At 72.7% G+C, this 11,878-nt stretch carries 11 protein-coding genes; 6 read left to right on the top strand and 5 right to left on the bottom strand.

What is annotated here, in order from left to right:
* Positions 1–70 precede the first annotated feature (70 nt).
* The 3 genes from GGQ54_RS11620 to GGQ54_RS11610 all read left to right on the top strand — a co-directional run bounded on the left by GGQ54_RS11620 (position 71) and on the right by GGQ54_RS11610 (position 3,663).
* Positions 71–655: a DNA-3-methyladenine glycosylase I gene (locus GGQ54_RS11620; RefSeq protein ID WP_179445534.1), complete on the top strand. Its 585-nt coding sequence runs from the start codon at positions 71–73 to the stop codon at positions 653–655.
* A gap of 114 nt (positions 656–769) precedes the next feature.
* The gene (locus GGQ54_RS11615) at positions 770–2,167 is read left to right on the top strand and encodes an HNH endonuclease signature motif containing protein (RefSeq protein ID WP_179445533.1); all 1,398 of its coding nucleotides are present in this window, start codon (positions 770–772) and stop codon (positions 2,165–2,167) included.
* A gap of 197 nt (positions 2,168–2,364) precedes the next feature.
* Complete coding sequence (locus tag GGQ54_RS11610; protein WP_179445532.1) at positions 2,365–3,663, top strand: citrate/2-methylcitrate synthase; 1,299 nt, start codon at positions 2,365–2,367, stop codon at positions 3,661–3,663.
* Here the strand turns inward: GGQ54_RS11610 and GGQ54_RS11605 are convergent.
* The 3 genes from GGQ54_RS11605 to GGQ54_RS17645 form a co-directional block, all read right to left on the bottom strand.
* On the bottom strand, positions 3,630–4,781 hold the full coding sequence (locus tag GGQ54_RS11605) for a citrate/2-methylcitrate synthase (RefSeq protein WP_179445531.1): 1,152 nt from the start codon (positions 4,779–4,781) through the stop codon (positions 3,630–3,632). The genes GGQ54_RS11610 and GGQ54_RS11605 overlap by 34 nt on opposite strands.
* Before the next feature lie 86 nt (positions 4,782–4,867).
* On the bottom strand, positions 4,868–5,464 hold the full coding sequence (locus GGQ54_RS11600) for a cysteine hydrolase family protein (protein ID WP_179445530.1): 597 nt from the start codon (positions 5,462–5,464) through the stop codon (positions 4,868–4,870).
* A gap of 85 nt (positions 5,465–5,549) precedes the next feature.
* On the bottom strand, positions 5,550–6,722 hold the full coding sequence (locus tag GGQ54_RS17645) for a helix-turn-helix domain-containing protein (protein ID WP_218843834.1): 1,173 nt from the start codon (positions 6,720–6,722) through the stop codon (positions 5,550–5,552).
* A 164-nt stretch (positions 6,723–6,886) separates the two neighbouring features.
* Here GGQ54_RS17645 and GGQ54_RS11590 point away from each other — a divergent pair, with 164 nt between their 5' ends.
* Positions 6,887–8,095: an FAD-dependent monooxygenase gene (locus GGQ54_RS11590; protein ID WP_179445529.1), complete on the top strand. Its 1,209-nt coding sequence runs from the start codon at positions 6,887–6,889 to the stop codon at positions 8,093–8,095.
* A 3-nt stretch (positions 8,096–8,098) separates the two neighbouring features.
* On the opposite strand, the gene GGQ54_RS11585 is transcribed toward GGQ54_RS11590, so the two are convergent.
* Entirely contained in the window at positions 8,099–8,662 is a 564-nt protein-coding gene (locus GGQ54_RS11585) for a cysteine hydrolase family protein (protein ID WP_179445528.1), read from the bottom strand.
* 21 nt (positions 8,663–8,683) lie between these two features.
* Positions 8,684–9,559, bottom strand: coding sequence for a helix-turn-helix domain-containing protein (locus tag GGQ54_RS11580; protein WP_218843833.1), 876 nt, complete (start codon positions 9,557–9,559; stop codon positions 8,684–8,686).
* A gap of 27 nt (positions 9,560–9,586) precedes the next feature.
* Here GGQ54_RS11580 and GGQ54_RS11575 point away from each other — a divergent pair, with 27 nt between their 5' ends.
* A complete protein-coding gene (locus GGQ54_RS11575) occupies positions 9,587–9,979 on the top strand; it encodes a VOC family protein (RefSeq protein WP_179445527.1) in 393 nt (130 codons plus the stop codon).
* 254 nt (positions 9,980–10,233) lie between these two features.
* On the top strand, positions 10,234–11,877 hold the full coding sequence (locus tag GGQ54_RS11570; protein ID WP_179445526.1) for an alpha/beta fold hydrolase: 1,644 nt from the start codon (positions 10,234–10,236) through the stop codon (positions 11,875–11,877).
* Position 11,878: the final 1 nt, after the last annotated feature.

Here is an 11,878-nt window from a genome sequence, read left to right as displayed (position 1 = left end):
TGACACGATCGCTGTGGACAACCCTGTCTTTCGTGATCTTGTCATGCCCGGAACGCTATAGCGTCGTGCCATGACTGTCACCAGTGACGACGGGCTGCAGCGTCCGGTGTGGGCGGATGCGGATCCGCTGCTGCGCACCTACTACGACACCGAGTGGGGCATGCCGGTACGCGATGAGCGCGGGCTGTTCGAGCGGCTCAGCCTCGAGGCGTTCCAGTCGGGCCTGTCCTGGGCGACGATCCTGCGCAAGCGCGACAACTTCCGCGAGGCATTCGATCACTTCGACCCGGAGCTGGTGGCTCGCTATGGCGACGCCGATCGCGAGCGGTTGCTCGCCGACGCGGGGATCATCCGCAACCGCGCCAAGATCGACGCGACGATCGGCAACGCCCGGGCGACGCTGGAGCTGCGAGCCGAGGGCGGGCTCGCCGACTTCGTCTGGGGATTCCGGCCGGAGCGTACGCCGGAGCCGCGGACCGCAGACGAAGTGCCGAGCAGCTCCCCGGAGTCGGTGGCCTTGGCGAAGGCTCTGCGCAAGAAGGGGTTCCGGTTCGTCGGTCCGACGACGATGTTCGCCCTGATGGAGGCCGTGGGGATCGTCGACACCCACCTGGTGACCAGTCACCGGCGCGGCAGCTCCGGGGTGTGGTCCTGACCTGGCCCAATCTCTTTTCCACAGACGCATGTATTCGGGATCGCTTGTGGAAAAGGCAGTCCCGACGAGCTCGGGGCGCCGTCTGTGTCAGTGGGCGACCCTACGCTCTCGGGTATGGAGGAGTTCGGGGGAACTGCCGGCCAGGCGCAGCGGCTGATCGACGCCGCGCTGCGCGGCGTGCGCGAGGGCACCCTGACCGCTGCGCCCGATCCGCGTGCGCGGTTGGCCGAGTTGGCGAGCTGGCTCCGATTGCGTGACCGGATGGATGCGATCATCGCGGCCGGCATCCGCGCGGTCGACGATGCCGACGATGCGATGACCGCGCAGGGGTCCTCGACCCGGACCTGGCTGGCCCAGACCGGGCGAGTCACCCCGGGCCGCGCCGCGGCGTTGATCAAGGACGCGCACCGGCTCGGCCGATTCGGCGCCGTCGCCGACGCGCACGCGCGCGCCGGGATCAGCACCGATCAGGCCGGCGCGATCGTCGATGCGCTCGATCGCCTGCCGGGCGACCTGTCCGCCGGTGAGCTCGCCGCCGGCGAGGCGACCATGATCGACCACGCGACGGCGCAGCATTTCGATCCCGCCATGTTGCGCCGCCTCGGCAACCACCTCGTCGAGATCATCGCCCCCGAGATCGCCGATGAGCACGATCGCGTGGCGCTGGAGCGCGCCGAGCGGCGCGCCCATCAGGCTCGGTCGCTCACCTTCACGGCCGACGGGCACGGCACCATCAGCTTCCGCGGTCGACTGCCCCAGCTCGACGGTGAGGCATTCGTCGCCGTCATCGATGCCCACGCCACCCGCGACCGCTCCGTTGCCGGCCGCGATCCGAGCGAGGCCGAGCTCAGCTCGCCCGAGCAACGCCGCGCGGACGGCCTGGTCGAGCTGATCAGCCACGCCCAGGCGTGCCGGACCGCGCCGACGCACGGCGGCGAGCGCCCGCGGATCGTCGTCACCATCGGGCACGAACAGCTTCGCGCGCTCGCCGGTTCGGCGCCGGGACGCGCGAGCGGCGAGTCGCTGCGCACGGGCGCCCGAGTCTCGCTTGCCTCGATGCGCCGGCTGGCCTGCGATGCCGGGCTGCTGCCGGTGGTGCTCGGCGGGGCCGGGCAGCCCCTCGACGTCGGTCGCGAACACCGCCTCGTCACCGCGCCCATCCGCGCCACCCTCACCGTCCGCGACCGAGGCTGCGTGCTGCCCGGCTGCGATCGCCCACCGGAGCGCTGCGAGGCCCACCACATCATCCCGTGGCAGGCCGGCGGGGCCACCAGGCTGACCAACCTGGTGCTCCTGTGTCGGCACCACCACGGGCTGATCGAGCCCCGGCCCGGCGCCGCAGCCGGCAGCCAGTGGGAGGTACGCATCGCCGCCGACGGCCTGCCCGAGGTGCTGCCGCCCAGCCGGGTCGATGCCGCCCGCCGCCCACTTCGGCACCCGAGGCTCCTCCACCGACGCGCCGGCTCCGGGAAGGCGGCCGGAGGGCCCGGCCCGCCCGACGACGACCCCTGAGCCCCCGGTGAGGTCCGTGAGCCCGGTGAGGTCCGTGAGCCCGGCGAGGATCCGTGAGCCCGGCGAGGATCCGACCCTCGGCACCGGGCGGAGGCAGGGGCACTGACGCGTGCCGGCGGGCGCTCACCGGCGGCGGCCGGGGCCGGAGCGCAGGGTGCGACGTTGGCCGGCGCGGAGCGCTTCACTACGTTGACCGCGTGAGCGACGAGTTGATCAGCACGCAGCAGGCGGCCGATCTGCTCGGCGTGCGGGTGTCAACGGTCTACGCCTACGTCAGCCGGGGCCTGCTGCATCGGGTCGAGGACGGACGCTCGCGCCAGGACGGATCGCGGTTCCGCCGAGACGAGGTGAGCCGGCTGACTGAGCGCCGTCATCGGCCACGGCGCGGGGTCTTCGAGGTGACCGTCGATACCGCCGTCACCAGCCTCGATCCCGGTGGCCGCCTGTTGTTCCGCGGCCGCGACGCCGGCGAGCTCGCCGAACGCGGGACGTTCGAGCGCGTCGCCGAACTGATCTGGGACGAGCCTGCGCCGAGGGTGCCCTGGCCGGCCTGCCCCGGCGCCCCGGTCGACGCCGTGGCCGGCTACTCGCGCTGCGATCGCATTCGTCTCGGCATCCTGTACGCCGCGGCCACCGATCCCGAGCGCGACGACCTGAGCGCCGAGCACTTCCGGCAGGCCGGGCGCCGGGCGATCGCCACCGCGATCGCGACCCTGCGCGGCACCACCGGGCGCGCGGTCGGCGAGGGGCAAGGCGACCCGATCCTGGTCGAACCGACCCCCGTCGACCCGACCTTGGCCGAACCGACCCCCACCGACCCGACCCTCACTGAACCGACCCTGGCCGACCCGACCCTGGCCGAACCCATCCCGCCCGGCGCGGTGGCGGCGGGCACGTGGGCCGGTCTCGTCGCTCGCCCGCCGACCCCGGCGCAGTTACGGGCGGTCGACATCGCGCTCGGCGTACTCGCCGATCATGAGCTGGCAACCTCGACGCTCGCCGCCCGCGCGGCGGCGAGCACCGGCGCGGACCCCTATCTGATCATGCTCACCGGCGCCTCGGCGATGGCCGGGCATCGGCACGGCGCCGCGTCCGCGCCGGCGTACGACCTGCTCAGCCGCGAGCTGCTCGACCCGGTCGACGTCGACACCGTCCCGGCGGGCTTCGGACACACCGTCTACACCGGGCCCGACCCGCGGCTCGAGGTCCTTCTCGCCGCGGTCGACCGCTTCGCCCCAGACGTCGTCGCCGCGGTGGACCAGCTCGCCGCGCGCGTCGCCCGCCGGCACCGGATCGCGCCGAACGTCGACCTCGGGCTCGCCGCGCTCAGCATCGGCGCCGGCCTGCCCCGCGACGCCGGCTCGGTGATCTTCACCCTCGCCCGCCTGGCCGGCTTCGTCGCGCACGGCATCGAGGAGCAGGGCAAGCCGTTGCGCTTCCGCCCGCGCGCCACCTACACCGGTCAGCCGGAGACCGGGACCGGCGGCCCGACATAGCGCGAACTCGGCCGGATGATCTTGCGGTCGCGGCTCTGCTCCAGCACGTGCGCGGTCCAGCCGACAACCCGGCTGCAGGCGAAGGTCGGCGTGAACATCTCGCGCGGCACCCCGCACGCCTCCATGACGACGCCGGCGTAGTACTCGACGTTGGCGCGCAGCGGGCGGCCGGGCTTGGCCTCGTCCAGCACCTTGATCACCTCGGCCTCCGCCGCGACGGCGAGCTCCGCCGTCGGTCCGCCGAGCCCGATCGCGGTCTCCTTCAGCAGCTCCGAGCGCGGATCCAACCTCCGATAGACGGCGTGCCCGAATCCCATCACCCGGTGCCCCTCGGCGAGCTGGCCGCGTGCCCAGGCCTCGGCGCGGTCGGCCAAGGCGATCTCGTCGAGCGCGTCCAGCGCCCGGCTCGGCGCGCCGCCGTGCAGCGGCCCGGCCAGCGCGCCGACACCGGCGACCAGGCACGAGGTCAGGTCGGTCCCGGTGGAGGCGACCGTGCGGGCGGTGAAGGTCGAGTTGTTGAAGCCGTGGTCGATGGTCAGCACCAGATAGCGGCTCAGTGCCTCGACCTCACGCGCGCTCGGTTCGCGACCGGTGAGCATCGCCAGATAGCTGCCGACGTAGCCGAGCTCCGGCCGCGGAGCGCGCGGTTCGCGCCCGCCCGCCAGGCTGTGGGCGGCGGTCACCAACCACGGCACGACCGCGGCGGACCGCACCGCGCGTACCTGCTTGGTCTGCTCGTCGCTGTCCCACAGCGGTCGATCCGCGGTCAACGCCCCGTACGCCGACAGCGCGGTACGCAGGGTGAGCAGCGGATCGTCGCTCGCGCTCGCGCCCATCACCGTGACCAGTCGTTCGGCGAGCTCGGCCGGGACCTGCAGCGATTCCGCGACCTCGCGCCGCCAGCTCTCCCGCTGCTCGGCCGCGGGCAGCGCACCGCGCAGGACAAGATGCCAGACGTCTTCGAAGGTGTGCTCGCGGGCGAGCTCGGTCGCGTCGTACTGCCGGTAGTGGAAGAACCCCTCCTCACCGCGGACATCGCCGATCGCGGTGTCCGCGACGACCACGCCGGCGAGGCCGGGCGGGGTCACGATGGGCTCGGGTGCTGTTGAGCTGATCATGATCGCAGCGTGCGACTGTTCGCCCGGCCCGTCAATCTTGATCACGTCAACATGGGCCGCCGATCGCCGCGAGCACCCGCCGCCCGTCAGCCGGTGGCGGTCAGCTCGTCCAGCGACACGATCCGCGCGAACCGGCCCGCGAGGGCGTACTCGGTCCGCTCGATCACGGCATCGGTGCCGAGCGTGCGCGGATCGGCAAGGATCGCGTCCCAGTCGGCGTCGGTCGCGGCCGGCCCACGATCGCGGTGCGGGATCGGGAAGGTGGCGGTGGCCTCGGTGACGAACTCGACGTCATAGCCGAGGTCGGCCGCCAGCCGCGCGGTCGTCTCGCAGCACTGCTCGGTCTGGATGCCGCTGATCATCAGCGTACCCACGCCGTGCTGGGTCAGGATCTGCTGCAGATTGGTCGTGGTGAAGGCATTCCGCGAGGTCTTGGTGATCACCGGCTCGCCGGGCAGCGGCGTCAGCGGCTCGATCAGCCGGACATGGCCCGACGGCGGATCGAACGGCGTGCCGCTGCCCGGCTCGGCGTGCAGCACCCAGACGACCAGATCGCCCTGCGCCCGGCGCGCCTCCACCAGCCGAACCGTCCGCTCGACGATGTCCGCCGTGGACACCGCGCGCCACCGCGGCAACTGACGGAAGGACTCCTGGACATCGATCACGACAAGTGCCCGCTTCATGATCAATATCGAAGCGGTGCCCCTGGTGAGTGCGCCACCACCGTTCGGGACAGGATGCGCAGGATTCCCGCCACCGATGACGCGATCAGCGCGCGCCACCGATCAGCCCGGCGAGCCGGGCCAGTCGTAGACCCCCCTGCAGCTCGCCGCGTACGCCACCGTCGGACAGCTCCACTCCCACGACGGTGCGGATCCGGCCCAACCGGTAGTACAGCGTCGACCGATGGATGCACAGCACTCGCGCGGTCGCGCGCGCATCCCCGCCCGCGGCGAGATAGGCCTCCAGCGTCTCGATCATGGCGGCCGACCGCGGCTCGGCCAGCAGCCGTCGGATCGGCGGTCCAAGATCATCGGCGCCGATGTCCTCGAGCGGCAGCATCGCCAGCACGCCGTCCAGCCCGGCGTCGACCCAGTTCAGCACCACCGGATGCCGGTCGGCAGCGAGGTACGCCGCACGCCAGGCGGCCCGGGCCCGGGCGAACGATCGCGGCACCTCCCCCAACGTGCCGACCACCGGGCCGATCCCGGCGCGGACGCCGGCAAGCTCGGGCCTGCCGAGGATCCGGCCCAAGCGCTCGGCGACGACCGGCCGAGGAAAGACCAGCACCCCGACACCGTCCCCGAGCACGCCACCGGCCACCGACGCGGTCGAGGTGCGCGCGACGAAGTCCACGGTCAGCCGCACCGCCAGGGTCGTCCGTGTCCCGGCCCCCTCACCTCCGGGCGGCGCACCGAGCGCGACCGCGCAATAGTGTCCGGATCCACCGAGCAGCCCCTGGTCGATCAGCGCGGCGGCCGCCCCGGACCGCCGCCCCTCATCCGCCGCGAACAGCTCATCGAGCAACCGCGCTGCCGCCCCGCGCCGCTCGTCGCCGCGCAATGCCCGCAGACCGAGCGGCGGGCCCAGCCGCGCCGCCCCCGCGAGCAGCGGCGCCAGGTCGGCGCCCTCCGGGGACTCGGCCGGCCGAAGGACGGTGATCAGATGGCCGACCCGTCGTTGTTGATCATCGACCGGCGCGAACAGCACCCGGCCGAGCTGGGGAATGTTGCGGACGCGCCACCCGCCGGCCGCCACCGACGGCCTGGCCCACGAGTCGCTGTGCGCGAGCACCTGGCCGAGCCGTTCGCGGTCCTCGTCGGACTCGTGGATGGAGTAGCCCACCACGCACAGGTCGTCGTCCAGCAGCACCAGCCGGCGCCCCACCTCCTCGGACAGATCCTGCAGCAGATCGTCCAGGCTCGCGCCCACCTCGGCCACCGTGGCCCCTCCAACCGTCCGCCCGATCACTCCGACACAGTGTCGGAACTGGCGGCCTCAAGGTTCCCACACGAGGCCGAAGCGATGCCCGTCGCGCCGCCCTAGCGTCGGCGTACACCCGCAAACCGCGTACACCCGCAAACGAGGACGAAGGAGTCCGCAGCATGACCCGCAGTCCCCAGATCGCGATCATCGGTGCCGGCATCGGCGGCCTGACCCTCGGAATCGACCTGCGGCGGCGCGGGTTCGACGTGACCATCCACGAACAGACGACCCAACTGCGCGAGATCGGGGCGGCGGTGGCGCTGTCGGCGAATGCGACCCGCTTCTACGAGGGCCGTCTCGAGCTGGGTGATCAACTTGCCCGGAGCTGGGCCGAGGTCGAGACGCTGATCTTCCGCGACGGGCTCGACGGCCGGGTGATCGCCCGCCTCGGCGACCGGGCGGACTACCGCCGCCGGTTCGGCGCGCCGTACGTGGGCATTCACCGCGCCGACCTGCAGGCCGCCCTGTCCGGCGCGTTCGGCACCGACGGGCTCCATCTCGGTCGTCGCCTGACCGGAATCCGGGAGACCTCGACGGAGGCGGTGCTCGAGTTCGCCGACGGTTCGACGGCGAACGCCGACCTGGTGATCGGCGCCGACGGCGCGCGGTCGACCGTGCGCCGGCTACTGCTCGGCTACGACGACACGCTCTTCTCTGGTTGCACCGGCACCCGCGGGATCGTCGGCCCCGAGCTGTTGTCGCAACTGCCGGACCCGGGCGCGATCCAGTTCTGGATGGGCGCCGGCGGGCACCTGCTGCACTACCCGATCGGCGGCGGAGCGCACAACTTCTTGTTGGTACGCCGCGAAGGCATCCCCTGGCCGCACGAGACGTGGGTCGCCGGGATCGACGACGGGTCACATCTCGCGGACTTCGCCGACTGGCATCCGGCGGTGCGGCAGCTGATCGGCGCCGTCGGCGTCACCGAGCGCTGGGCGCTCTACCACCGGCCGCCGCTGTCGCGCTGGAGCCGGGGCCGGATCACCCTGCTCGGCGACGCGGCCCACGCGCTCGTGCCGCACCACGGTCAGGGCGCGAACCAGTCCATCGAGGACGCCATCGTGCTGGCCGACCAACTCGGCGCCCATACCGATCTCGATCACGCCCGCGCGGCCTACGAGCGTTTGCGGCGCGGGCGTACCCGCAAGGTTCAGTACGCCTCGATCACCGCCGCCGACGTGCTGCACCTGCCGCCCGGCCCGCGCGCCGACCGGCGAAACGCGCGCCTGGCGCAAGCGGGCGCCTTCGATCGCCACCTGGCTTGGATCCACGGCTTCGACGCGAGCGCCGACGAGCCCGACGATGCGGGCGGCGGCACCTGGTGGTGACGCTCAGCCCTTCGCCGCGAAGTCCACCTCGGCGGTGCTGACGGTGCCGCCGCGCCGGTCCTTGGCCGCCGACTCGTCCCAGTAGGCGTTGGTGTAGGCGATCGCGTCGGCCGGGCCGATCGGTACGCCGTAGGGGCGGAGGTCCTCAGTGGTGTGCGCGTCGCCCACGAGCAGCGCGTCGTAGCCGCGGACCAGCGCGCCGTGCAGCGTCGACCGGATGCACATGTCGGTCTGCGCGCCGGTCACCACGACCCGCCCGACACCTCGCTCGGCCAGCACGTCCTCCAGGTCGGTCTGTTCGAACGAGTCGCCGTAGGTCTTGCCGACCAGCGGCTCGCCATCGGCCGGCGTCAACTCGTCGACGATCTGCCACTCCGGGCTGCCCTGCGTCATCTCCTCGTCGCTGTGGCGTACCCACACCACCGGCACCTCGGCCGCGCGGGCCCGATCGACGAGCGCGGCGATGTTGTCGATCACCCCGGCACGCTGATGGGCGCCGTCAACCACGCCGTTCTGCATGTCGATCACCAGCAGGGCCGTGTTGGGGCGGCCGGTCAGACTGGTCATGATCATCTCCTGGTCGGTGGTTCAACTGCGGTCGGTTTCCAGAATGCGGCGCTGCGCGGCGGGTGGGACGCCGGTGATCTTGGTGTAGTCGCGGGTGAGGTGCGCCTGGTCGTACCAGCCCAACCGGTGGGCGATCTCGGCGATCTCCAGCTCGGTCGTGGACAGCAGCTCGTGGGCATCGAGCACCCGGGCGCGGCGCAGCAGCCAACGCGGCGTGACGCCGAGATGATCACGACACAGGCGTTGCAGCGCCCGTACCGACAGGGCAACCCGAGCGGCCAGCTCCTCGACGGTGCGGATGCCGCGGTCATCGCGGGCGAGCCGTTCGACCGTGCGGGCCCGGCGCCCATCGGGGCTGGGCACCCGGTCCCCGATCATGGTCTCCGCCACCGCGCGCAGGGCCTGCGCCCGCGCCGCTGGACCCTCCGCGTCCCAGACCGGCGTCAGATCCCAGCCCGGCCACGCCGCGGCCCAGGGGACGACGCGGCCGGTCCAGCGGTAGGCCGGGACGCCGGTCAGGTCCATGATCGCGCCGGGCACCAGGTGCAGCCCGACCACCCAGCCGAAGGCCGGCAGGTCCAGGCCGAACCGCTCCAGCACCACCCCGTGCAGCAGTTCCGCGGGCAGCGCATGGCCGTGCCGACGCTCGCTGGGCGGCCCGGCCTCGACGGTCAGGTGGATCGTCGGGTGCGAGATCAGCGCGGACAGCGAGGCGGGCACCGGCTGGGACCAGGCGAGCGACCAGACCTGCTCGACCCAACCGGCGAGCGGTCCGGCGCCCGGCAACACCTCGCGCACGATCGTCCGGTCCAGCCGCTCGGGCCGGATCACGGCCCGCCACAGCGGCCGGGCACCCGCGGGAAGTTCGGGGCGTGTCGTGTCCGTCCAAGACCCCATGGGTGAACTCTAGGCAGCCTGTCGGACATGAACACCGAATCCGGCGCATCCGCCGACCTGATCGCCTTCACCATCGACTGCTCCGACTCCTCCCGACTCGCCCGCTTCTATGCCGACCTGGCCGGCGGCGAGGTGAGCGGGGAATACCCCGAATACGGGTACGCCCAGGCGAGCGTCGGCCCCTACACGCTGAACTTCCAGGGCGTCGAGTCGTACGCGGCTCCGGCCTGGCCGGGCCAGGAGCACCCGCAGCAGTTCCACCTGGACTTCCGGGTCGACGATGTCGCGGCCGCGACCGAGCGGGCCACCGGGCTCGGCGCGAGCGTCGCGGCGGAGCAGCCCGGCGGTGAGGCGTACCGGGTGATGCTCGACCCCGACGGGCACCCGTTCTGCCTGTGCCCGCCCGCGCAGGAGTCCTGACCAGCCCGGTCGAGACCTCGCCGATCAGCCTGCCGAGACATGCGCCGGTCGAGCCCGTCGAGACGTCGCCGCTCGCCCAAACCGACCACTCGCCCGAGTTCTGGCCGCTACTTCACCCCCGAGCCCGCCCAAACCCCGACCAGTGGTCACTTTCGGCACGAGGATGCGCATACGCCGGTCGAGCCCGCCGAGACATAGGCGGGTCGAGCCCGCCGAGACCCCGGCTGCGCACCGCCCGGGGCTAGCATGTCGGCGTGCGCCCAGTTCCCAAGGCAGCGCTGGCCGCCTGTCTCGCGGTCGCGATGATCATGATCGGCGGGGCCGGCGTGGTCACCGCGGCGAGCCTGCCGCTGGCGCTGCGTGGCGCGTTCGCACCGCCCGCCGTGCCGCAGCAGCCGGACGCCGATCCGGGCGTACCGGCACCGCCCGCGCCGGGCCCGACCGCGCTGGAGCGTTCCCCCGATCGCGGGCACGATCCGCTGCCTGATGTTCGTCCGCCCGGATTCCGCAAGCCGCTGGCCGACTTCGCGGCGTACCGGTCGCAACGGATCGACTGGCGCGCCTGCGGGCAGTTCCGGTGCGCCGAGGTGACCGCGCCCCTGGACTGGGACGTGCCGGATGCCGAGGCGATCACGCTGGCGCTGCGGCAGCGGCCCGCGACCCGGACACCGAAGCTGGGCACGCTGTTCATCAACCCCGGCGGGCCGGGCGAGTCCGGGACGCGACTGGTCGAGTGGTTCCGCGCGACGGGGCTCGAACGCTACGACATCGTCGGCTGGGATCCGCGCGGGACGGGAGGCTCGACGCCCGTGCGTTGTGCGAGCGCGGCCGAGCTCGACGAGCTGCACGAGGTGGACTCCTCCCCCGACAGTCCCGCGGAGTTCGATGAGCTGGTGCAGGCCTGGCGCGGCTTCGGCAAGGCGTGCGCACGCAACAGCGGCCCGCTGCTGGAGGCCGTCACCACCGCCGACACCGCCAAGGACCTCGACCTGCTGCGCGAGCTGGTCGGCGACGAGAAGCTGAACTACCTCGGCTACTCCTACGGCACGATCATCGGGCAGGCCTATGTCGAGCTGTTCGCCGACAAGGTCGGCCGGCTGGTGCTCGACTCGGTCGCGCCGCTCCAGGCCGATGACACCGGCCAGCGCGGCATCGGCGGCGGGGCCACCCAGGTGCAGGGATTCGACGCCTCGATCGGCGCGTTCGCCGACTGGTGCGCAGGCCGGGGCGACTGCGGGCTCGGGGAGAGCCGCGAGGAGGTGCTCGGTGCCGTCACCGACCTGCTGGACCGGCTCGACGCCCGCCCGATCGCGGTCGGCGACCGCCGACTGACCCAGTCGCTCGCCACCACCGGCATCCTCGCCTCGCTCTACCAGGACGCCCGCGGCTGGCCGCAGCTCGCCCTGGCGATCGCCGGCGCGCGCGGCGGCGACGGCCGAGCGCTGCTCGCCGCGGCGGATTCCTACAACGGCCGCGGGCCCAACGGCGCCTACGCGCCCTCCCAGAACGCCTTCTACGCGATCAACTGCGTCGATGCCTCCGATGCCGGCGTGGATCAGGCCCGCGCGGACTATGAGGAGGCGGCGAAGCAGGCGCCGACCTTCGGCAAGTACTTCGGGCCCAGCGTGACCTGTCCGACCTGGCCCGTGCAGGCCGGGATCCCGGTCAGCCAGTTCCATCCGGAGGTGCCGGATTTCCTGGTGGTCGGCGTGACCGGCGATCCCGCGACGCCGTACGCCTGGTCGGAGGGGTACGCCGGTGCACAGCCCGGCGCCACCTTGATCACCCTGGACGGCACCGGCCACACCGCCTACGGGCGCAACGAGTGCGTGAACGCCGCCGTCGTCGACTACCTGGTCCGCGATCGCGTCCCCGGCGGCGGCCTGACCTGCCGCTGAC

This window comes from Naumannella cuiyingiana (genome assembly GCF_013408305.1).
GTDB lineage: Bacteria > Actinomycetota > Actinomycetes > Propionibacteriales > Propionibacteriaceae > Naumannella > Naumannella cuiyingiana.
Note: the sequence above shows the minus strand (reverse complement) of the source record. Positions and strands in the feature narration are given on the sequence as shown.